The sequence below is a fragment of the Coprococcus sp. HPP0074 genome (genome assembly GCF_964238105.1).
Taxonomy (GTDB): domain Bacteria; phylum Bacillota; class Clostridia; order Lachnospirales; family Lachnospiraceae; genus Faecalimonas; species Faecalimonas umbilicata.
On record NZ_CAXSKS010000005.1, the window covers coordinates 47343 to 70262 of the forward strand.

16 protein-coding genes and 1 other annotated feature are annotated in these 22920 nt (G+C 42.3%); all 16 genes read left to right on the forward strand.

Annotated features, from left to right (window positions below):
* Nucleotides 1-44 precede the first annotated feature (44 nt).
* Nucleotides 45-1367, forward strand: a complete 1323-nt coding sequence (locus tag ACESPO_RS07605) for a SpoIID/LytB domain-containing protein (RefSeq protein ID WP_336305224.1) — start codon at nt 45-47, stop codon at nt 1365-1367.
* 142 nt (nt 1368-1509) lie between these two features.
* Nucleotides 1510-2343, forward strand: coding sequence for a YihY/virulence factor BrkB family protein (locus ACESPO_RS07610; RefSeq protein WP_116441338.1), 834 nt, complete (start codon nt 1510-1512; stop codon nt 2341-2343).
* Nucleotides 2344-2428: 85 nt separating this feature from the next.
* Nucleotides 2429-2905 (forward strand): NUDIX hydrolase, encoded by a 477-nt coding sequence (locus ACESPO_RS07615; RefSeq protein WP_336305225.1) that lies wholly within the window; start codon nt 2429-2431, stop codon nt 2903-2905.
* 113 nt (nt 2906-3018) lie between these two features.
* Nucleotides 3019-3263 (forward strand) — a binding site (T-box leader).
* A gap of 39 nt (nt 3264-3302) precedes the next feature.
* Nucleotides 3303-4322, forward strand: coding sequence for a phenylalanine--tRNA ligase subunit alpha (gene pheS / locus ACESPO_RS07620; RefSeq protein WP_008975052.1), 1020 nt, complete (start codon nt 3303-3305; stop codon nt 4320-4322).
* A gap of 135 nt (nt 4323-4457) precedes the next feature.
* A complete protein-coding gene (gene pheT, locus ACESPO_RS07625) occupies nt 4458-6875 on the forward strand; it encodes a phenylalanine--tRNA ligase subunit beta (RefSeq protein ID WP_499788654.1) in 2418 nt (805 codons plus the stop codon).
* A 488-nt stretch (nt 6876-7363) separates the two neighbouring features.
* Nucleotides 7364-8065: a hypothetical protein gene (locus ACESPO_RS07630; RefSeq protein WP_499788655.1), complete on the forward strand. Its 702-nt coding sequence runs from the start codon at nt 7364-7366 to the stop codon at nt 8063-8065.
* Between the two features lie 15 nt (nt 8066-8080).
* The gene (locus tag ACESPO_RS07635) at nt 8081-11422 is read left to right on the forward strand and encodes an InlB B-repeat-containing protein (RefSeq protein WP_336305229.1); all 3342 of its coding nucleotides are present in this window, start codon (nt 8081-8083) and stop codon (nt 11420-11422) included.
* A 229-nt stretch (nt 11423-11651) separates the two neighbouring features.
* Nucleotides 11652-12641: a signal peptide peptidase SppA gene (gene sppA / locus ACESPO_RS07640; RefSeq protein WP_117500538.1), complete on the forward strand. Its 990-nt coding sequence runs from the start codon at nt 11652-11654 to the stop codon at nt 12639-12641.
* Entirely contained in the window at nt 12622-13308 is a 687-nt protein-coding gene (locus tag ACESPO_RS07645) for an RDD family protein (protein WP_336305230.1), read from the forward strand. Before sppA ends, ACESPO_RS07645 begins: the two co-directional genes overlap by 20 nt.
* Nucleotides 13289-14314 carry a tRNA preQ1(34) S-adenosylmethionine ribosyltransferase-isomerase QueA gene (queA, locus tag ACESPO_RS07650; RefSeq protein WP_336305231.1) on the forward strand — a complete coding sequence of 342 codons (1026 nt, stop codon included), beginning with the start codon at nt 13289-13291 and terminating at the stop codon, nt 14312-14314. The genes ACESPO_RS07645 and queA overlap by 20 nt, the downstream gene beginning before the upstream one ends.
* Nucleotides 14315-14509: 195 nt before the next feature.
* Nucleotides 14510-16078 (forward strand): ABC transporter substrate-binding protein, encoded by a 1569-nt coding sequence (locus ACESPO_RS07655; RefSeq protein WP_499788656.1) that lies wholly within the window; start codon nt 14510-14512, stop codon nt 16076-16078.
* Nucleotides 16079-16150: 72 nt separating this feature from the next.
* The gene (locus ACESPO_RS07660) at nt 16151-17101 is read left to right on the forward strand and encodes an ABC transporter permease (protein WP_117577698.1); all 951 of its coding nucleotides are present in this window, start codon (nt 16151-16153) and stop codon (nt 17099-17101) included.
* 11 nt (nt 17102-17112) lie between these two features.
* Nucleotides 17113-18009 carry an ABC transporter permease gene (locus ACESPO_RS07665; RefSeq protein WP_499788657.1) on the forward strand — a complete coding sequence of 299 codons (897 nt, stop codon included), beginning with the start codon at nt 17113-17115 and terminating at the stop codon, nt 18007-18009.
* Complete coding sequence (locus ACESPO_RS07670; protein WP_117577702.1) at nt 18009-19028, forward strand: ABC transporter ATP-binding protein; 1020 nt, start codon at nt 18009-18011, stop codon at nt 19026-19028. Before ACESPO_RS07665 ends, ACESPO_RS07670 begins: the two co-directional genes overlap by 1 nt.
* A gap of 2 nt (nt 19029-19030) precedes the next feature.
* On the forward strand, nt 19031-20008 hold the full coding sequence (locus tag ACESPO_RS07675) for an ABC transporter ATP-binding protein (protein ID WP_120091766.1): 978 nt from the start codon (nt 19031-19033) through the stop codon (nt 20006-20008).
* 151 nt (nt 20009-20159) lie between these two features.
* Complete coding sequence (locus ACESPO_RS07680; protein ID WP_499788658.1) at nt 20160-22841, forward strand: outer membrane protein assembly factor BamB family protein; 2682 nt, start codon at nt 20160-20162, stop codon at nt 22839-22841.
* The last annotated feature ends 79 nt before the right edge of the window (nt 22842-22920 follow it).

Sequence of the window (22920 nt, forward strand, 5' to 3'; positions counted from 1 at the left end):
TGAAAGCGGCTGCCATTTTTGTATGAGAAAGAGTGAAAATAAAGATGAAATGGATAGAAAAATATAAATATCATATGTTGGCACTTCTGTTGGGGTTATCTGTTTTTGCCTGTCTGATGAAAAGTATTTCTAACAATCAGCAGAAAGAGGTGAAAAAGGACAGAAATTCAAACGTGACAGAGGAAGAAAAGAAAAGTAAGGGAAAAGGAACCGAAAAAGAAGTGGAAGATTCCGTTGTCCGTGTGGTATTAAAGACAGATGGATTTGCAAATGTGGCACATCCCGAAGCGGGATTTCAGGCAGCAGGCGGTCTGAAAATCCAAAGTGGAGATGAAGTGCGCGAGAGCGCTCCAGGAGAAGTGGTCACAATCTGTCCGGATGATGCAATGTTTGCAAAGGGAACGATACATATTGAGCCGAAAGAAGAAGGAGATTTGATCGCGGTTGTCACATTGAACCGAGGATGCGGTGTTCCAAATTATCGTGGGAAAATCGAATTGTTTCAGACAGCGGAAGGAGTTGTGATCGTCAATGAACTCTCAATGGAACAGTACTTATATGGGGTTGTGCCGTCAGAAATGCCTGCATCCTATGAGCCGGAAGCGTTGAAAGTGCAGGCGGTCTGTGCGCGCAGCTACGCATATAAGCAGACACAGGGGTTTGGCTATCCGGAATATCAGGCACATATTGATGACAGCACTGCCTTCCAGGTATATGGCAATTCTGGAGAGCAGGCGAGCACAAACCGAGCGGTGGATGAGACAAGAGGACAAAAATTATGGTATCAAGATCAAGTGATCACGGCTTATTATTTTTCTACCTCCTGCGGAAAGACGACAACGGCGGAGGCGTGGGGAAATGCTTCGCCGGAGAAAGGGTATCTACAGAGTGCAGAGATCAAAGATGCAGAGCGCGATTACGAAGCAGACCTTCCATGGTATCGATGGCGGGCGGTCATTCCGACAAATGTACTGACAAATATGATCAATCTAAATACACAGACCAATATCGGAAATGTAACTTCGATGGAAGTGACAAAATACGGTCCCGGTGGTGTGGCACAGCAGATTGTGGTGACTGGGGAGTTGGGAAGTGTGACTGTTGATACGGAAAATAAGATACGGACGGCGCTTGGCGGAAATGGGTATACGATTGAGAAGCAGGATGGGACAGTGATAGATAGTATGGCACTGCTTCCGAGTGCATTTTTTACTGTGGAGTATCAGGACGGCAATTATGTACTGGACGGTGGCGGGTTCGGACATGGCATCGGAATGAGCCAGAATGGTGCAAACGAGATGGCAAAAAAAGGAAAGAATTATCTCGAGATTCTGACAACATTTTATCACGATGTAGAAGTACGGTGAAATTTACGAAAAGCAAACCAGCCGGTATTCAGGATACTATATCACAGTGCCATATAAAAATACAGACTGTATAAAAAACAGATTGCATTTTGAGAGAAAAGCATGGTAAGATTGTGTGTTAGAAAAAATAAGGAGAAGTCCGATGAAAGAAACGATAATGAAAAAATACCGGTTATTGAACCGGATTATGAATAGGATTTCAGAGAATCATACAGGTGCATATGCTGCACAGTCAGCCTTTTTTATAGTGCTGTCAATGATTCCTTTTATCATGCTGCTTCTTGCTCTGGTACAGTATACACCAGTGACGAAAGCAGACGTTATACGTGCGGTGACGCATGTACTTCCGAAGACCATCTACCCGATGATTGTTTCTATTGTCAATCAGGTGTACAATCAATCTCAGGCGATGATCTCTCTGACTGGGCTTGTAGCAATCTGGTCTGCAGGAAGAGGAGTTCTTGCAATGAGTGCGGGGCTTAACAGTGTCTATGGAAGTAAGGAAACGAGAAATTATATTTACCTGCGCCTGCGTGCAGCATTTTACACAGTACTATTTATTATTGCGATCGTGCTTTCCCTTGTTATACTTGGTTTTGGTGATCGGTTGAGCATTTTTATTGTCAATCACTATCCTTTTATGAAGGGAATCATAGATCTGATCATCAATATCCGTGCAGTGGCATCGATTGTAGTATTGACGGTGTTTTCTATGACAATCTATCATTTTCTTCCAAATAAGAAAACAAAATTTATCAGACAGTTTCCGGGAGCATTTCTGACTGCAATCGGATGGGCGGCAGCTTCTTATATCTTTTCAGCATACGTCAATATTTTTACCGGATTTTCTACGATGTATGGAAGTATGACGACAATCATGCTGATCATGCTTTGGCTGTATGCATGTATGTATATTATGCTGCTTGGCGGCGAAGTAAACGAGATGCTTGCAGAAGATTTTTTCACATCTATGTAGGAAGATGGCAGATACAGTGGAAAAAAGCCAATACATTTGTTAAATTTTTTTAGAAGAGAGTGATTTTGGAAAAGGGAGATTCAAGATGAAAGAATTAAGCACATTGTGTTACATGGAAAAAGACGGAAAATATCTGATGTTACATCGTACAGTAAAGGAAAATGACGTCAATCGGGATAAGTGGATCGGTGTTGGCGGGCATTTCGAGAAAAATGAAAGTCCAGAAGAGTGCCTTTTAAGAGAAGTCAAAGAAGAAACCGGGTACACACTGACTTCATGGCAGTACCGGGGAATTGTAACTTTTGTATACGGAGAAGACACGATCGAATATATGTCTCTTTTCACGGCAGACGGTTTTGAGGGGACACAGATTTCCTGTGATGAAGGGGAGCTGGAATGGGTAGAAAAAGCAGCGATTTATGACTTGAATTTGTGGGAAGGTGATAAGATTTTCCTACGGCTTCTGGAAGAAAATCGTCCGTTCTTTTCGTTAAAACTAGTCTACGATACGGATGATGTATTACAATATGTAGCTTTAGATGGAAAGCGGCTTTGGCTGTAAATCGGCAGGTATCTTGCATTCTGAGATTCTGTTTTATGAAATACCACTTGACATCACAAAAACCTATGATAAAATAATAAGTGATTCAGACAATCAAATGAGTTATTGATAAATCAAAGGCGTTGAACGTGTCAGTAGAGAACTATTTTCTAACAGAGAGAGGAAATCATCGGCTGGAAGTTTCCTTTAGTTCAGATAGGGATCGAATTTCCCACGGGAGCTGCATTTTGGAAAGGATTCCAGGTGATTGATGCCCGGAACTTAGTAGAAGATGACGTATCTGCACGTTACGCAGTCCGAGAGCCTGACTTTTATGAGCAGGAATTAGGGTGGTACCGCGATAGACCTCGTCCCTTTTTGGGACGGGGATTTTTTTATTTAGGAGGAATCAGAAAAGATGAAGGAAAAATTACAGAGCATCCAAGAAGAAGCAGTCAGACTGATCCAGGCTGCTGATGCACCGGAAAAACTGAATGATGTAAAAGTCAGATTTCTTGGGAAAAAGGGAGAGCTGACAGCAGTTTTAAAAGGGATGAAAGATGTTGCCCCGGAAGACAGACCGAAGGTTGGACAGCTTGTCAATGAGACGAGAGAGGCAATTGAACAGTTATTAGAAGAGACAAAGACAAAGATGGAAAGAGCACTTCGTGAGGAACAGTTAAAATCTGAAGTCATTGACGTGACACTGCCATCGAAGAAAAATATGGTCGGACACCGTCATCCGAATACGATCGCATTAGAAGAAGTGGAACGCATCTTTATTGGAATGGGATATGAGGTTGTGGAAGGACCGGAAGTAGAATACGATGAATACAACTTTGAGAAGTTGAATATTCCGGCAGATCATCCGGCAAAAGATGAGCAGGATACTTTCTATATCAATAAAGATATCGTACTTCGTACACAGACTTCCCCGGTACAGGCGCGTGTGATGGAAAAGGGAGAACTTCCGATCCGTATGATCGCTCCGGGACGTGTGTTCCGTTCAGATGAAGTGGATGCGACACACTCTCCGTCTTTCCACCAGATTGAAGGACTTGTGATCGACAAAAATATTTCTTTTGCAGACTTAAAAGGAACACTGGAAGTATTTGCGAAAGAATTATTCGGACCAGAGACAAAGACAAAATTCAGACCGCATCACTTCCCATTCACAGAGCCGAGCGCTGAGGTGGATGTGACATGCTTCAAATGTGGCGGAAAGGGATGTCGTTTCTGTAAAGGCTCCGGTTGGATTGAGATCTTAGGATGTGGTATGGTTCATCCACATGTATTGGAGATGTGCGGAATTGATCCGGAAGAGTACAATGGATTTGCATTCGGTGTCGGTCTGGAGCGTATCGCGCTGTTAAAATATGAGATTGACGACATGCGTTTGCTCTATGAAAATGACATCCGTTTCTTAAAACAGTTCTAAAACAGATTGGAACTCATCAGAAAAAGGCGGAGAAGCATGTGCAGAGAGGAAGGCACAATTCTCCGGAAAGTCAGTTTTCAGGAAAATGGAAAAGTGAGAAAGACAGAAATATCGAAGTGAGAAAGGAATAGAAACATGAATACATCATTATCATGGATAAAAGCATATGTACCAGATCTGGATGTCACAGCGCAGGAATATACGGATGCGATGACACTTTCCGGAACAAAGGTAGAAGGATATGAAATGCTTGATGCAGATTTGGAAAAAATCGTGATTGGGCAGATTGAGAAGATCGAGAAACACCCGGATGCAGATAAACTTGTTGTATGCCAGGTAAATGTCGGATCAGAAACCGTACAGATTGTAACGGGAGCAAAAAATGTATTTGAAGGAGCAAAAATTCCGGTTGTATTGGACGGCGGACGTGTGGCGGGAAGCCATGACGGAAAGCAGGTTGCAGGTGGAATCAAGATCAAAAAAGGAAAATTGCGTGGGGTAGACAGCTTCGGTATGATGTGTTCTATCGAGGAACTTGGATCTACAAAGGACATGTATCCGGAAGCAGCAGAAAATGGAATCTACATTTTTGAGGAGGATGCTGTTGTAGGAAGCAGTGCAATCGAGGCACTTGGAAGAAATGATGTCGTATTTGAATATGAAGTGACATCAAACCGTGTGGACTGCTTTAGTGTAGTTGGAATTGCAAGAGAAGCAGCAGCTACCTTTGGAAAAGAATTCCATCCACCGGTTGTGACAGAGACTGGAAACAGTGAGGATGTCAATGATTATATTAAAGTAACTGTGGAAGATGCAGATCTCTGCCCGCGTTACTGCGCAAGAGTTGTAAAAAATGTCAAAGTGGGACCGTCTCCGAAATGGATGCAGAGAAGATTGGCATCAGTTGGAATCCGCCCGATCAACAACTTAGTTGATATCACAAACTATGTGATGGAAGAGTACGGACAGCCAATGCATGCTTATGATCTGGAAAAAATCGCAGGAAAAGAAATTGTTGTGAAGACTGCCAAGTCAGGAGAAAAGTTTGTGACATTGGATGGGCAGCAGAGAGAGTTGGATGAATCTGTTCTGATGATCTGTGATGGAGAGAAATCTGTTGGAATCGCCGGAATCATGGGCGGAGAAAATACGATGATCACAGATGATGTGCAGACTATGTTGTTCGAGGCAGCATGTTTTGATGGAACAAATATCCGTAAATCCAGCAAAAAAGTGGGACTTCGTACAGATGCGTCCGGAAAATTTGAAAAGGGATTAGATCCGAACAATGCAAAAGCTGCAATCGACCGTGCATGTCAGCTGATCGAGGAATTAGGAGCAGGAGAAGTTGTCGGAGGAACTGTGGATGTATACGGAAAAGTAAAAGAACCAGTTCGAGTTCCGTTTGATGCAGAGAAAATCAATGTGATGCTTGGAACAGACATTTCTGAGGAAGAAATGTTGGGCTATTTTGCAAAAATCGGTCTGGAATACGATGAGGATACAAAGGAAGTGATCGCACCGACCTTCCGTCATGATTTGTTCCGTCTTGCGGATCTTGCAGAAGAAGTAGCAAGATTCTATGGATATGATAATATCCCAACTACACTTCCGAAAGGAGAGGCGACAACAGGAAAACTGTCCTTCAAGTTACGTATCGAGGAAGTTGCAAGAAACATTGCAGAGTTCTGTGGATTCAGCCAAGGAATGACATATTCCTTCGAGAGCCCGAAAGTATTTGATAAATTATTGATTCCGGCAGATTCGAAACTGCGTGAAGCAGTAGAGATTATGAATCCGCTCGGAGAAGATTACAGCATTATGAGAACTACATCCTTAAATGGAATGTTAACTTCTCTCGCAACAAACTATAACCGAAGAAATAAAGATGTCCGTCTCTATGAGCTTGGAAATATTTATCTTCCGAAACAAGTTCCGGTTACAGAACTTCCGGAAGAGCGTATGCAGTTTACGCTTGGTATGTACGGAGAAGGTGATTTCTTTAGTATGAAAGGTGTTGTGGAAGAATTCTTTGAAAAGATCGGTATGCACAAGAAAGAAACATATGATCCGCATGCAGGAAAACCGTTCTTACATCCAGGACGTCAGGCAAACATCATTTACGATGGAAAAGTTGTTGGATACTTAGGAGAAGTACATCCGGATGTTGCAGATACTTATGGAATCGGAACAAGAGCATATGTGGCAGTCATTGATATGCCGGAAGTGGTAGAGCTTGCTACTTTTGACCGTAAATACGAAGGAATCGCAAAATACCCGGCAGTGACAAGAGATATTAGCATGGTAATGCCAAAAGAAATCTTAGTTGGTCAGGTGGAAGATGTAATTGAGAAAAAAGGTGGCGCTTACTTAGAGAGCTACAAATTATTTGACCTCTACGAAGGTGCGCAGATCAAAGCAGGATTTAAGTCTGTCGCATATTCTATCGTATTCCGTGCAAAAGACAAGACACTGGAAGAAGCAGATGTCACAGCGGCAATGACAAGAATCTTAAAAGCGTTAGAAGAAATGGGAATTGAATTAAGACAGTAGAAATTGGATGTTATTCTGAGAAAGTGTCTTAGAAAAATATTTTCAATAGAAATTTCATAGTGTTTCAATAGAAGGCAGAATCTGTTGCAAAATGTAATGGATTTTGCCTTTTTTTGTGTGTTTCCTGATAGGGATAAAAATTATTATAAATAAAATAAAAATGTAAAAATTGTATAACAAATCATAGTGAAAATGCATAAAAATCAAAAGAAAATATTGTGTAAAATAGCAATGCAAATGTTCTTGCTAAAGAACCTACTTTCATTATAAAATAAAAATAATTAATAAGCACAAAACAGCTAAAAATTACAAAATAGAAGAAAAAACACGTTTTGTTATTTATAAAAAATAAAAAATAACGGATAGGGGATAGCATGAAGCGGTTTTCGATAAGAGGGAAGAAATTAAATAGAAAAAAGCAAGTTGTGATAGGAGGGATTGTACTCCTACTCTTTTTTGGATTTTTTTTAATAAAGAATCTGCTCGCAATGGAATATCCATTGATTGTGGATGGGAAAGGTATTACACAGGAAGAGATACGGTTTCACAATCATGATATAGATAGGGCAATACGGTCAAGGGTCATTTTTAACTGGGCAGCAAAGGAAGGACTGGCTGATGAGTTTTCTTATGAGACGTTTCAAAAGTCTTTGAAAACTGAAAATAAAGAAAGGAAAGAGATAAAGCAGAAAGGAGAACCTTTATATGGTCCGGTAGAGTTTACGCCAATGCAATATTATAAGCGGCAACTCGGAGAGTATGAAAGAAGATTAAAGGACCACATGATGAAACGTGTTGAGAAAAAAGAGTTGTATGAATTTTACAAGACTCATCAGGAAAATTTCAAAGAAGTGGATACGGTTTGTGCGGAATACACAGTGCGGCAGGATGGAAGAGAGATTTATAAAGAATCTGTGATACTGGACAAAAATAATATTCGTGCAAAAATGGAATTCGACGAGGAATTTGTCAACAGGCTTTTGTTGTTGGAGGAAGGAGGAAAAGTTATCTGGAGTACAGCGCAGGGGGAAGAAAAAGAACTGTATTGTACAAGCCGGGAGGATGGAGGGTATCTGTCCTATGAGGAAGTATCAGGAGCAGTGTTGGAACAGTACATTGCAAATAAGTTTGAAGTAGAATTGCAAAAAAGGATTTCAGAGTCTAACGTTTGGAATTTTATGAAAAAATAATTAAGGAGAAAGCAAATGAAACATATGAAAAAGAGAATCTCGTGTATGATTTTGACTGCAACGCTTTTGGCTGGAGGTTCGCTGGAGTATGCGGTTGCGGCAGAAGAACAACAAAATGTGTCGGAGATTGTGACAGAAGAACAGGTTGAAATTCAATCAGAAGAAATAGTACCACAAGAAGAAATGGTACAAACAGAGGAACAGGCGGCAGCGACAGAATGTCAGGTTGTTCTAGAAACTTATACAGACGGAAAATTAGATGAAGAACATATTGGCGGAACATTGACAGCAGATAAATTGTCAGGACATTCCGGAGAGTGGGTGACATTAACTGTAAAAGCAAATCATGGATATGTCTTCCAACGGTATGATACCAATACAGATAATCTGGTAACAATCGATAACAACCGTTTTCAACTAAATGAAAAATTTCCTACGGTAGTTGTAAAGGCGTATTTTACAACAAGAGAGCCAGGGAAAGATGAAGTCTTTTTTGATGATTTTGGAGGAGAACCAGGAGCTACGCTTCCAGGAGGAGTTCACATTTCTAATGGAGAATTGGTGGTAGATATCCCGGAAGGACAAGGAAGCAATTTCTATGAGCCAGCTATTGATTGGAGTCAGGTTTCGGCACAGGAAGGCTATCGGATTTCTGTGGATGTAAGGAGAGTTACGCAAACTCCGGGTACAATGCAGATTACTTTTCGTGGTGGAGAACAAAGTACACAACGTTATGTAGTAGTGATTAATTCTCAGGGAAGCTTGATGTTGAGAAAAATTGACGGAGAGAATGTACCTTTAAAAAAAGCAGCGTTTCAGTTGACGGAGCAATATGCACATATAGAAGTGGTAGTAGTAAAAAACGAAGTCAGAGTTTCTGCAAATGGTCAAGAACTTGTAGCTTATACAGAGCAGAACAACTGGGGTGGGATGACACCAAAAGTTCAGTTATGGAATATGACACAGGGAGCGTCAATGGGATTTGACAATCTGCTCGTAGAGAAAATTTGCGAAAAGAAACCTATTGAAGTTGTAACAATTTATAATGGGCAGGAAGATTCGGAACATCGTGCCGGAACAGCAGTTTCAGATGTTGCGGAAGCAAAAGAAGGTGATACGGTTACACTCCAGACGATTTCGAAAGCGGGCTATCGCTTCAAAGAATATCAGGTGGAGGGAATGGAAAGCCTTTCGATTGTAGATAATAAATTTGTGATGCCGGCGGGAGAGTTTGAAAAACTGAGAGTCAATGCTGTGTTTGAAGATGATACGGTAAGAGAAGCGAAAACATTTTATGTAGACTCTGAAGGTGGAAACGATCAATCTGCCGGGACATCGGAAAAAGAAGCGTGGAGAACATTAGGGAGAATTAAAGAACATAATTTGTTTGTCCCGGGTGATCGTATTTTATTAAAATGTGGAAGTGTATTCCGTGGGGAACAGTTAGCATTTCAGGGAATGGGAAGTGCAGAACAGCCAATCGAAATCAGTTCTTACGGAGAAGGGGAACTGCCAAGACTGGAAGGAAACGGAGAAGTTGAAAATGTAATTTCATTATATAATCAGCAGTATATCCATATTAATCGCTTAGAAATTACAAACTTAGATCAAAAGTATAATCAAAATTTTGAGTTGAATGGAAGCAACAATCAGGAAAAAGCGTTAAGAGCAATTAACGTGTCAATCCGTGATTTTGGAACCGCTTCAGATATTCGAATTGAAGATTGCTATATTCATGATATTAATGGAAATATTAAATCTAAGTGGAATGGTGGAATTTTCTTCGATGTAAAAGCAAATATACAAAATGGAACATTAACAGGAGTTCCAAGCAAATATGATCAGATTTTAATTTCGGGATGTACATTTGAGAGAGTGGACAGATCTGGAATTAAGTTGATCAGTTCACAGTGGTGTAACCAGTGGGAAAAGAATGATCCGGGTGTCCCTGTAAACTGGTATCCATCGACCAACGTAGTTGTAAGAGACAACTATATGGAGAAAATCGGAGGAGATGGAATTACAGTCAGAGATACAGATGGGGCATTGATTGAACATAACCTGGTAAGAGATTGTCGATATCAGAATACAGGATATAATGTTGGTATCTGGCCATTTGAAGCAGCGAATACAGTGTTGCAATATAATGAAGCATATGAGACACATGGAACAACGGATGGTCAGGGATTAGACTGTGACCATGCATCTTCAAACTCGGTTATGCAGTATAATTACAGCCACAATAACGAAGGTGGATTTATGCTTATTATGGGTGGGTATCCGCATACAGGAGCGACAGTGCGCTACAATATCAGTCAGAATGACCGTGATAAAACATTTGAATTTGCACAGGGATGTCCAAAAGGAACTATGATTTATAACAACACAATTTACTCAGATCAGCTTTTAGAGAGGGGAGTCTTCTTCTTATCAAATACAGGAGCTGGACAAGGGGTAAATGATACCTTTGCATTTAATAATGTGTTCCACTACCCAGAAGGACAGAAATTCTATGGAGGAGAAACACAAAATCTAACAACGTATATGAAATTATATAATAATGCATATACTGGTGGGATAGAGGCGTTTGAGGGGGATGATAACCCATTGAAAGCGGAAGATGCAGGTCTGACAGCACCTGGAACCGGCCCGGAAGTAAATGAGAGTAAAACAGCAGTAACCGGATCCTCTGGAGCGCTGGATGGATATAAATTGGAAGATACTTCCGTGTTGATCGACAAGGGAATTACAGTAGACGAAGCATGGAAACATTTTGGAGGTACAGAGTTAGTTGACGGAAGAGGTATGTCTCCAAGAAATCTTTTTGAGCAGGCGAAAAATGGAAATAGTATTGACTATGTGATGGGAAATAACTTCCCGCAAATCAATGGGGTTGGATATGACAAAGATTTCTTTGGAAACAGCCTTGCCGATGGAAAGCCTGATATTGGAGCTGCTGAATTTTTGGCATCTGTTCCGGAACAACCAGATCCAGAGCAGCCAAACCCAGAACAGCCAAACCCAGAACAGCCGAACCCAGAGCAGCCAAATCCAGAGCAGCCAAACCCAGAACAGCCGAACCCAGAACAGCCAAACCCAGAACAGCCGAACCCAGAGCAGCCAAACCCGGAAAAACCAAACCCAGAACAACCAAAACCGGGACAGCCAAAACCGGATGGAGAAAAGCCGAATGGGCAAACAGCTCAAAAACCAAGTAAGGGAGAGTCGGTAAAAACAGGAGACCCTGTTGTAGTTACCGGGTTGATTTTGCTGCTGATAGTATCGGGAGGCGTTATTATGATTTGTTTTTGTGTTTCAAAAAGAAACAGGAAAACAGCAAATAGAAAAGAAAATTAATAATAGATAAAAGTATTTATGAAAAGTACACCTTGCTGAGAGATTTTTAGTAAGGTGTATTTTTTAGTTGATGGTATACGTTGCTAATGGAGAAAAAAGGGTGACTCTTATGCAACATTATAGTTTATTTTGTTGATGAACAACTTTTGATGACTTTCTTTTTTTCCTGTGGTAGAATAAGAAATAGCAGTTGCAGGAAATGGGAAAGGCAAGAAAGGATGAACAGAAGATGAATCAAAAACAGATCATAGGTGCGGTTGTTGCCGCAGGACTTTTTATTGTGACAGGAGTTTCCAGTGTGCTGACAAATACATTATCTGAGCGAATGTTGGCGGATACGGCAAAAAAGACAGAGGATGCGCTGTTAGGAGGAAATACGACAACCCTTCCGGGAGAACCATATATTGGAATTGTTGCTGTGGAAGGGACGATTCAGGAACAGACTTCTTCCGACGGTATATTTGATACTGTGGCAGGCTATCAGCATGATACCACATTGGATTATATTGATCGGATGATGGAGGATGAGAAAAATCAGGGGATTTTACTTCGAGTTGATTCCCCGGGAGGAACCGTATATGAGTCGGAGGAACTATACCGGAAATTAGTAGCATATAAAGAAGAAACCGGACGTCCGGTTTGGACTTACATGGAGCATTATGCAGCGTCTGGCGGGTATTATATTTCTGCACCATCCGATAAGATCTATGCGAATCCCAATACGACAACAGGGTCGATTGGTGTGATTATGTCCGGATACGATATGAGTGGACTGTATGAGAAACTGGGAATCCGCTCTGTGAGTATTACTAGCGGAAAAAATAAAGATATGAGTAAGCTGACAGAGGAACAGATTGCGATTTACCAGAGTTCTGTTGATGAGTCTTTTGATCGGTTTGTGGAAATTGTTGCAGATGGAAGAAAGATGACAGAAGAGACTGTCAGAGAAATTGCAGATGGGAGAACTTACACCGCAAAACAGGCAAAAGCAAATGGGTTGATCGATGAGATCAGTCTGTATGAGGAAATGCAGGAAGCAATGGAACAGGAAACAGGATGTACAACATTTTATGAACCTGAGCAGGGAGTGTCTCCGCTCGCATCTTTGTTTTCTAAACTGGAGACACTCAAACCAAAATCTGAGGCAGAAGTGCTGACGGAATGGAATGAGGATCTTGGAAGCGGGGTGCTGATGTATTATGCAGAACAGTTACAATAAAGCCGGAGAGCCGGCTGTATGTGCAGGATTTTTTGTCCGGATGGCGGCGCACTTGATTGATATGCTAATAGTTGGAGGAATCTTGTTGTTTGCAAGGATTCCGCTTGCTTTGCTTTCGCTGTTCCTTCCGACGGAACTTTTGGAGTATAGGGTGTTGTTTTCGTATACGATCAAGGATATTTATCTGTATCTTGGCGGAGTGTTGTATTATATTTTGCTGACGTATTATACCGGCACAACACTTGGGAAAAAGCTGATGAATCTCCGTGTAGTCTCGGAAACGGGAGAGAAACTTACACTTTTTAATGTAATCTACCGGGAAACAATCGGAAGATTTCTGTGCAGCTTTTTTGGGGGAATCGGATATATCATGGCAGGAATTGATGGACAGAAGCGGGGATTGCATGATATGATTTGTGGTACGCGCGTGATTTACGAGAAGCGAGTGAAAGTGACAGTTGTCAATAGCGGAGTACCGCAGGGATCATATGGGATGCCACATCATCCTATGCAGAATCCAGCTGTGCGGGCAGGATCAGAGCAGAGACAGAGCGTGGAGAAAGAAGATAAAGAAGTTTGCCGGCAGATGCAGGGAGACAGAATGAATGAGAAGATAGAAGAACGGCAAGAAGTGAAGGAGACGGAAGATGAGAAAAGAAGATTTTAATTTTGATTTACCGGAGGAATTGATTGCGCAGGATCCGCTGGAGGATCGATCCAGTTCCAGATTGCTTGTACTGGATAAGGAGACGGGAAAGACAGAACATCATGTGTTCCGAGAAATCATAGATTATCTTGAGACGGGGGATTGCCTTGTGATCAATGACACAAAAGTGATCCCGGCAAGGCTGATTGGTTCCAAAATCGGAACAGATGCAAAGATTGAAGTATTGCTGTTAAAGAGAAAGGAAAACGATGTCTGGGAGACATTGGTAAAACCTGGGAAAAAGGCTAAGATCGGAACAAGGATCAGCTTTGGGGACGGATTGTTAGTCGGAGAAGTGGTGGATATTGTAGAAGAAGGAAATCGTCTGATCCATTTTGAATATGAAGGGATTTTTGAAGAAATCCTTGACCGGCTTGGACAGATGCCGCTTCCGCCGTACATCACACATCAGTTGGAAGATAAGAACCGATACCAGACGGTTTATGCAAAACACAGCGGTTCTGCAGCGGCGCCGACAGCAGGACTTCATTTTACACCGGAGCTGTTAAAGAAGATTGAGGAAAAAGGAGTGCAGATTGCGAGAGTGACCTTGCATGTAGGTCTAGGGACATTCCGCCCGGTGAAAGTAGATAATATTTTAGAACACCATATGCATTCTGAGTTCTATCAGATTGAGGAAGAGGCAGCAGAGAAGATTAACACTGCAAAAGCAAATGGCAAAAGAGTCATTGCGGTCGGTACTACAAGCTGCCGCACTATTGAGTCTGCGGCAAAAGAAGATGGAACGATCGCCCCAGTGAGTGGATGGACGGATATTTTTATTTATCCGGGATATCAGTTTAAAGTACTGGATTGTCTGATTACAAACTTCCATCTGCCAGAGTCCACACTTGTTATGCTTGTTTCGGCATTAGCAGGAAGAGAGCATGTATTAAATGCATACGAGGAAGCAATTAAAGAAAGATATCGTTTCTTTAGTTTTGGAGATGCGATGTTTATCCGGTAAAAAGGCAAAGTGATCAGTTGGTAGGATTGATCACTTTTTTCTATTGATAAAATCGATAAACAATAAGTTTTTGCAGAAAAAATCAATTAGACGAAAAAAGAATCTTCCGTTAAAATAGGTATGGTTCCGGTAGGATGCCGGATATCAAGATGTTACAGAGATTTTTCAAGGAAAAATTTAGGAGGAAATACGTTTATGAAAAGAAAAGTAATAGCAGGTCTTCTGGCAGCAACGATGTGTATGTCGCTGTTGTTTACAGGATGCGGTGGTGCAAAGGAGAATAAGGGAACCGCAGAAAAGAAGGAAACAAAAGAATCAGAAATGCATATTGCAATTTCTGCGAATCCACCATCTCTTGACCCTCAGTCAATCAATTCCAATATTGTAGGAGGGCTTGGAGTTCATATTTATGAGCCGTTGTTTGCAATGAGTGAAAATTATGAACCGACACCAGTGCTTGCAAAATCTTATGAAGTCAGTGAGGATGGAACGGTCTATACGATCAAACTTCGCGAGGGTGTAAAGTTTCACAATGGAGAAGAGATGAGGGCAGATGATGTCGTTGCTTCTATGAACAGATGGTTGGAAGTTTCTGCAAAAGCAAAAACATTGATCGGAGGCTCTGTATTTGAGAAGGTGGATGATTATACAGTGACATTGAAAGTGAATCAGGCTTCCTCAGATATCATCATGATTCTTGCAAGTCCAATCCAGTTTGCAGCAATCTATCCGGCAGACGTGGCAGAGACAGCCACAGCAGAGGGAATTAAGGAATATATTGGAACTGGTCCGTATAAGGTAGCAGATTGGAAGCAGGATCAGTATGTAAAGCTTGAGAAGAATGAAGCATATCAGCCGGCAGAAGAGGTATCTACCGGACTTGCGGGGGAGAAGAAAGCTGCCACAGAAACACTTTACTTTGACGTTGTGACAGATACTGCAACAAGGATTGCCGGAGTACAGAGCGGACAGTATGATATTGCGGAAGAGATTCCAGCAGATAACTATGAAGAACTTTCCAAAGATAAAAATTTGGAAATGAGTGTAGAACGCGGCGGTACACTGAATCTGTTCTTAAATACAACAGAAGGAATCATGGCAGATGTCAATATGCGACAAGCAGTTTTGGCGGCATTAAATTGCGAAGATATTTTGCTTGCAAGTTATGGAAATCCAGACCTCTTTGAAGCAAATGCAAGTTGGAGCATTCCAACAGATGCACAGTGGGGAACGGATGCGGGAAAAGAATATTACAATCAGAATGATGTAGACAAAGCAAAAGAGTTACTTCAAAAAGCGGGATACAATAACGAAAAACTTGTGCTTGTTACAACACCAGATTATCAAGAAATGTATAATGCAACACTTGTTGTTCAGGAACAGTTAAAGAAAGCTGGAATTAATGCGGAAGTAGAAAGCTATGACTTCAGTACATTCATGGAACATCGTGCAGATCCGAAGCAGTTTTCTATGTTTATTACAAGTAATAGCTATAACATGTTGCCAATCCAATTATCTGTACTAGATAAAGGATGGGCAGGGCTTGACAGACCGGAAGTATCAGAAGGAATCGAGAAGATCCGTTCTGCAGCAAATGCGGAAGATGCTTCTGCTGCATGGGCAGATTTGCAGACATTCTTATACGAATACGGAGCAGCAACGGTTATTGGACATTACACAGGAATCAGCGCGATGCGTGCAGAGGTAGAAGATGTGGGATATTTGAGATTTCCGATTTACTGGAATGCGACAACGACAAAATAGTAGAAAAAAAGAAGACGGCGGGATGCAAAAAAAGGCACTCCGCCGCTTTTCGGTGAAGGAGAGGGAAAAACAATGTTATCTTATATATGGAAACGATTTTTATCTTTGCTCCCGGTGCTGTTTGTGGTATCCTGCGTGGCGTTTCTCGTCGTCTATATGATTCCGGGAGGACCGGCGACAGCGCTACTTGGGATGGAAGCTACACCGGAGCAGATTGCAGAATTGAATACGGAACTAGGATTTGATCGGCCGTTCCTTGTACAGTATGTGGACTGGTTTGGCAATGTACTGCAGGGAAACTGGGGGGAGTCTTATTTTCTGCACCAGTCTGTGCTGGAGTCAATCCGGGAATATTTTCCACCTACATTAAGCCTTGCTATTTTTGCGCAGGTCATTGCTATTGTACTTGCAGTGCCAATGGGAATTATTGCAGCATACAAAAGAGGAACCGCATTTGATTTGACAGCAGTATCTGTTTCGCTGCTAGGGGTGGCACTTCCGGGGTTTTTGCTGAGTATGTTTCTGATGTTATTTCTCAGTGTATATAATCAGTGGTTTCCGGTTGCAGGCTATGCGGTGCTGTCGGAAGGTCTGGGGGAACATTTGAAATATCTGTTTGTTCCGGCATTGTCACTTGGAATTGTGCAAGCTGCTTACATTACAAGAATGACAAGGGCGGCGCTTTTGGATGTACTTTATAAAAATTATATCCATACCGGCAGAGCGAAAGGATTGAAAGAGTGGGCAGTCATCATGAAATATGGACTGAAAAATGCAGCTCCGGCTATCCTTACGGCGGTTGGACAGTCTTTTGGCAGTCTGATCACTGGAACGATTGTGACGGAAACGCTCTTTAATATTCCGGGACTTGGAATGCTGACAATTGGATCTATCAACCGGAGAGATGTGTTTGTGATACAGGGAGTTGTTTTGTTTGTCACATGTCTATATGTGTTTGTTAATCTTGCGGTCGATATTTTATATGGATTTGTAGATCCGAGACTTCGGCCGGGGCGCAGATAGGAGGAGATAAGATGCATTTTACAAGAAAAACTATTTCAGAATCGAGTGGACTGATTATAAAAGAACAGCGGCAGATTCGAAAAGAACGTTTGCTTGCAAGTCCGGCGCTGATAATTGGATTTACCGGATTTATGCTGATCTTGCTTGCGGCAGTTTTGATTCCACTTTTTAGTTCTGTTGATCCAAATGCGATGACAGTGGCAGAGAGATTGAAAGCGCCGGGAGGAAAATATCTTCTCGGGACAGACGAGTTTGGAAGAGATATTTTTATCCGTCTGATGTACGGAGCGAGAGTGTCGTTGTGGGTGGGGGGCTGTGTGGCTGTGTTTTCCTGCCTGCTGGGAACAATTATTGGAATATATGCAAGTTACTTTAAAATATTGGATCAGATTTTGATGAGAATCTGCGATGGATTGATCGCAATTCCGGGAATCCTTTTGGCAATCGCATTGATTGCAGGACTTGGAGCATCAAGCTGGAACGTCGTGATTGCTCTGACTGTTGTCTATACGCCGAGTGTGGCGAGAACGGTGAGGGCAAGTGCGATGGTCATCCGGGAACAGCCGTATGTCGAGGCGGCAAAGGTGCAGGGATTCGGTACACTCCGCATATTGTGGAAATTAATTTTGCCGGGAGTTGTGTCACCATTGATTGTGCAGGCATCTTTCATTTTCGCACAGGCAATTATATCAGAGGCATCACTCAGTTTTCTAGGGGCAGGTGTTCCGGCTCCTGCGGCGAGTTGGGGAAATATGCTTCAGGCAAGTAAGCTTGTGTTTTCAAAGGCACCATGGACAATGCTCTGTCCGGGTATAGCAGTAATCCTATGTGTACTGAGCCTGAATCTGTTTGGGGACGGGCTAAGGGACTATCTGGATCCAAGAGTAAAAGGAGGGGCGAAAAAATAATGGAAGAGCAAATGAAACAGAGCGAAGAGACAATACTGGAAGTAAAAGACTTAAGTGTTTTCTTTTCGGTTCATAAGAAATGGCTTGCAGCGGTAGACGGTGTGAGCTTTTCGGTAGCACCGGGGGAAATCACAGGCATTGTAGGAGAGTCTGGTTCTGGAAAAAGTGTGATGTCACAGTCTATCTTGAGGCTGAGAGATCATGATACAGTGGTAAAGTATAATGGAGAGATTCTTTTTGAGAGAGAAGATCTTTTGAAAAAATCACTTTCAGATATGCAGGAGATCAGGGGAAATCAGATTTCTATTATTTTTCAGGATCCACTAAATTCGCTAAGTCCAGTACATACAATCGGTGAACAGTTAAGTGAAATTTTAATGCTTCATAAAAAAATGGGAAAGCAGGAAGCAGGAAAGCGTGCAGTCCAAATGCTGGAACTTACAGGAATTCCAGGTGCAGAAGCATGTATGAAGAAATATCCTTTTGAGCTGTCAGGAGGAATGCAGCAAAGGGTAATGATTGCGATGGCACTGGCATGTGAGCCGAAACTTTTGATTGCAGATGAGCCGACTACTGCACTTGATGTTACCATCCAGGAGCAGATTTTATATCTGATTCAGGAACTGAATGAGAAACTGGGAATGTCGGTGTTGTTTATTACGCATGACATGGGAGTAGTGTCTCAAATTTGTCACAGTGTAAAAGTAATGTATCTTGGTCAGATTGTAGAGGAGGCGAAGACAGATCGGCTGTTTGCTGAGCCGCTTCATCCATATACAAAGGGGCTTCTGGCAAGTATTCCGCATTTAGGAGTAGAAAAAGGGAAAAAACTTCCGACAATTCCGGGAACGGTGCCTCCTCTTTCGAAAGTTCCGGAAGGATGCCACTTCTGCACGCGATGTTCGGAAGCAACGAAACAGTGCAGAAGCGAGCAGCCACCATCTGTGGAAGTACAGCCGGGACATTTTGTAAAATGTTGGAAATACGCAGAGAAACAAGGACAGAAGGGGGGAGCATAGGGATGGAAGAATGTTTGCTGGAAGTCAAAGGATTGAAAAAAACATATCCGTTACATGGGAGTGGAGGCAGGTTTTTTGGAAAGAAAGAACAAATGTATGCGGTAGATGGAATAACATTTGAGATTAAAAAGGGAGAAACATATGGGCTTGTCGGGGAGTCTGGATGTGGAAAGTCTACAACTGGGCGTGCAATCGTAGGCTTGGACAAACCGGATGCCGGTTCAATCTTTTATCAGGGGAAAGATCTCTGTAAACTGAGCGAAAAGGAATTTCGCCCTCTACGAAAAGAGTTACAGATGGTGTTTCAAAATACACTTTCTGCATTAAATCCACGTCAGAGGATTGGTTCGATCCTTGAGGAGATTTTGATTGTTCACGGAGAAAAAAATGCTTCAGCACGGAAAGAGCGGGCGCTAAAAGTGCTCCAACAAGTTGGACTTTCTGAGGAGCATTATTTCAGATATCCACATGAACTTTCTGGAGGACAGGTACAGCGGCTTGGGATTGCAGGTGCACTGTTGATAGAGCCTAAGTTAATCGTATGTGATGAGCCGGTATCAGCGCTCGATGTATCGATACAGGCACAGATTTTAAATATGTTGGTGGAAATTCAGAAGACATCAGGAATTAGTCTTTTATTTATTTCCCATGATATCGGTGTGATTCGATTTATTTCAGACAGAATTGGAGTGATGTATCTTGGCACACTTGTTGAAGAAGCAGATGCAGAAAGTCTTTTTGAAAATCCTCTGCATCCGTATACCAAAGCATTGCTTGCTTCCGCACCGGATCCATATGTTGTGCGAGGGAAAAGAAATATTCTGCGGGGGGAGCAGCCAGTTCGCACAGGTGAAATGAAAGGATGTGCATTCTGCGGGCGCTGTCCATATGCGGAGGAGATTTGTAAAGAAAAGACACCGGAAATGAGAGGGGTACAGAAAGGGCATCGAGTGGCATGTCATCTGGTGGGAGCGAAGTAGATTTTGTATAGTGACAGTGAGAAAGAAGCGATAGAAATAATTGGGAAATCACTCCGGAGAGGTTGACAGCAGGGCAAAAGATGAGTAACATAGAAATGATTAGACTCAGATATATTTTAGAGACAGAAATAGAAATAAGGGGAGAAACTAGATGAGACCAAATCGGAAATATCGGGAAACCCTCAGAGTAGGATGCGCTGCTTTGTCGTTATCGATGGCGTTAAGCTGCGCACCGTTGGCAGTATCTGCTGCCGAGACTGAGAATGCAAAAGAGAAGGCCGAGATTCACTGGACGATTAGTGATGCAGCAGAGATACAGACCTCACTTCCGCTTATGATAGAGAATCAGTTCTATGTGACTGTTGGAAATGTACTAAAAGTAATTGATGTCACAACCGGAAAGGAGACTGCTTCCACAGAACTAGCAGCGGATGCATCCGAATCGGCAGTCATCGAAAATGGGGAGGGCATGTTGTTTGTCCCACTTTCAGACGGAAGGATTCAGGCGGTGAAGACATCTGATCTAAGCTCTGTATTTTTGACAGAGAAGCCTGCGGAAGGATTTTCGGTACAGAGCCAGATTTTATATCATGATCATATGATTTATGCAGGTTTTAGTCCGGTGGCACAGGAGCAGAAAGTATCAGGATATTTTGCCGCATTTAAGACAGACTCTAGGACAGGAACTGATGCAGTTGCACCGGAGTGGAAGTCAGCAGAACAAAAAGAAGGAAATTATATCGGTACAAAAGCAGCTATTCTCGGAGAGAATGTACTATTTGCAGGAGACTCTGGAAAACTGGTACTTGCAAATGCAAAGACCGGAGAGGTGAAAGACAAGAAGGATGACATCACGGGGAAAGTGAGAAGTCCGCTTGTAGAGGCAAATGGATCTGTGTGGTTTGCGACAGATGAAGGAATTCTTTACAAGGTTACACTCAGCAGTGATGGGAAGGTGACAGAGAAAGCGACTATTTCGCTGCCAGATAAAGGAAATGCGATTATTTCGATTCTGGAAGGGAAGGTGTTTGTGACAGGCGGAAGCGGTCAGGGTTACATAGCGGTGTACTCTGAATCGGATGCTACTGAGATTCTGTCACAGAAGACAGATCATCCAGTCGTTAGCCAGGCGGTCACAAAATCAGGTGAGAATTTCTATGTGTATTTTACACAGGAAGAAGACTATGCAAATTTGTATGTGGCCAAGTTTGACGCAGACAAAAAGATGACGGTGGAGACCGTCTATACTTCGGAGACGAAGAAAAATGGAGAAGATTATCTTCTGATTGGCGATGATGGGAAAGTGTATTATGGAAATACCGGAAATGGAACGATCACATCTGTGGATGTTCCGAAGGAGGAAAATCCAGAACCAAAACCTCCGGTAGAGCCAGATCCAAAACCCCCAGTAGAGCCAGAAAATCCAGATCCGCAACCTCCGGTAGAACCGGAAGAGCCAGAGAAACCGGAGACAGATCCACCGCAGGAGAATCAATCATCGAAACCAGATGGGAACCAGCAGGGCAATACACAAGGAACTACGGACAACAGCGGGTCGGAGAATCAGAATACAACGAGAAATCCTTCCAAGAGTCAGTCCACAGGAAGTTCAGGTGGAACCTCAGCAGGAAACACAGTGGGAAGTATTGCTGAACCGACATTGCTTGAGAATATCAATGCAGCGATCAAGGGTGGGAGCAATTCTCTTGTCAACGGAAGTAAGCTATATAAGCTTGACAAGGAAATTTTGACTGTCCTTGCTAAAAATCCGAACTTTGAGCTGACGTTAGAGTACGATAATTACTCTATCAAGATCAAAGGGGCAGATATAAAGAATCCGGAAAATGAGCTTTTTACAAAACTTATCGAGAAAAATGTTACGCTTTCCAAGAAGGAATCGGACAAAATCGGTGCGTACCAAGTATTGGAATTCATGATGAGCAAAAACTTTCCGGGGAAAGTGACGGTTATCTACCAGCTTCCAGAGCAGTTAAAAGGTGCAGAGAAATTGTTCCTCTATGAGAGAAGCAATCTGGACAAAGGAACAGAGATTGTGGTAGATCGGGATAAGGTGACTTTGATCTTTGAAAAAGGCGGGGAATATGTGCTCGCAAAAGAGAAAGACAAAGCTGCTGGCGAGACAGAAAAAGAAGATACAGAAGATAAAAAAGAAGTGTCAAAGAATACAGAGAAAGAAAAGAAACACTCTTTTCAGTTGCCGAAGCTTCCGACACCGGTACTTGTGGCGGCAGGGGTAGCACTTGCGGCGCTGATCGGTTTGATTGTTATTATGCTGATGGAGGCGAGAGCAAGAAAAATCCGCGAAGCCAAACGCCAGAAGATTCGTGGAGAGAAAGGGGAACTTTCGGGAATTATAGAAGAGATTAGTTCTGAAGAAGCAGACCCAGAGCTGGAGAAGGAACTGGACAGTGAGCTTGCTGAACTTGAGGAAGAAGCAAAGGAACTGTCAGAATCACAACTAGATGAGGAAGAAAAGGCGGAGACATCTTTAGAAGGTCTGGAAGAAGAGAAGACACAGGTATTGCCGGCGCTTCCGCTTGTAGAGAATATCCCGGATCCGGAAGAAGAAGCACTTTTGAAGAAAGAAGAAGAAGACTGGAACAAGATCCATGAGGCACAGAGTCAGGGTGCAGCAGAAGTGTCTGAAACAGAGGAAATGCCTGAAACAGAGGTAATACCTGTGGAAGAGGCAGAAAAACCAGATGATTCAGAGAAGATAGAACAGAAGGAATCCGAGGAAGAACCAGAAGTTCAGAAATCTGAACCAGAATCTTCCAAGAAAGAGAAGGACGATACGCAGAAAGACGAATAAATCATTTTTTAGATGAGGCGCAGTCGGAAATGTGATAAGATAGCATTTCCGACTGTTTTTTTGTATGAAAATTTGAAAC

What these genes read in the sequence shown, in the direction of transcription:
- ACESPO_RS07605 (WP_336305224.1), top strand. Translation starts at nt 45, where the DNA reads ATGAAATGGATAGAAAAATATAAATATCATATGTTGGCACTTCTGTTG.
- ACESPO_RS07610 (WP_116441338.1), top strand. Translation starts at nt 1,510, where the DNA reads ATGAAAGAAACGATAATGAAAAAATACCGGTTATTGAACCGGATTATG.
- ACESPO_RS07615 (WP_336305225.1), top strand. Translation starts at nt 2,429, where the DNA reads ATGAAAGAATTAAGCACATTGTGTTACATGGAAAAAGACGGAAAATAT.
- pheS (WP_008975052.1), top strand. Translation starts at nt 3,303, where the DNA reads ATGAAGGAAAAATTACAGAGCATCCAAGAAGAAGCAGTCAGACTGATC.
- pheT (WP_499788654.1), top strand. Translation starts at nt 4,458, where the DNA reads ATGAATACATCATTATCATGGATAAAAGCATATGTACCAGATCTGGAT.
- ACESPO_RS07630 (WP_499788655.1), top strand. Translation starts at nt 7,364, where the DNA reads ATGGAATATCCATTGATTGTGGATGGGAAAGGTATTACACAGGAAGAG.
- ACESPO_RS07635 (WP_336305229.1), top strand. Translation starts at nt 8,081, where the DNA reads ATGAAACATATGAAAAAGAGAATCTCGTGTATGATTTTGACTGCAACG.
- sppA (WP_117500538.1), top strand. Translation starts at nt 11,652, where the DNA reads ATGAATCAAAAACAGATCATAGGTGCGGTTGTTGCCGCAGGACTTTTT.
- ACESPO_RS07645 (WP_336305230.1), top strand. Translation starts at nt 12,622, where the DNA reads ATGCAGAACAGTTACAATAAAGCCGGAGAGCCGGCTGTATGTGCAGGA.
- queA (WP_336305231.1), top strand. Translation starts at nt 13,289, where the DNA reads ATGAGAAAAGAAGATTTTAATTTTGATTTACCGGAGGAATTGATTGCG.
- ACESPO_RS07655 (WP_499788656.1), top strand. Translation starts at nt 14,510, where the DNA reads ATGAAAAGAAAAGTAATAGCAGGTCTTCTGGCAGCAACGATGTGTATG.
- ACESPO_RS07660 (WP_117577698.1), top strand. Translation starts at nt 16,151, where the DNA reads ATGTTATCTTATATATGGAAACGATTTTTATCTTTGCTCCCGGTGCTG.
- ACESPO_RS07665 (WP_499788657.1), top strand. Translation starts at nt 17,113, where the DNA reads ATGCATTTTACAAGAAAAACTATTTCAGAATCGAGTGGACTGATTATA.
- ACESPO_RS07670 (WP_117577702.1), top strand. Translation starts at nt 18,009, where the DNA reads ATGGAAGAGCAAATGAAACAGAGCGAAGAGACAATACTGGAAGTAAAA.
- ACESPO_RS07675 (WP_120091766.1), top strand. Translation starts at nt 19,031, where the DNA reads ATGGAAGAATGTTTGCTGGAAGTCAAAGGATTGAAAAAAACATATCCG.
- ACESPO_RS07680 (WP_499788658.1), top strand. Translation starts at nt 20,160, where the DNA reads ATGAGACCAAATCGGAAATATCGGGAAACCCTCAGAGTAGGATGCGCT.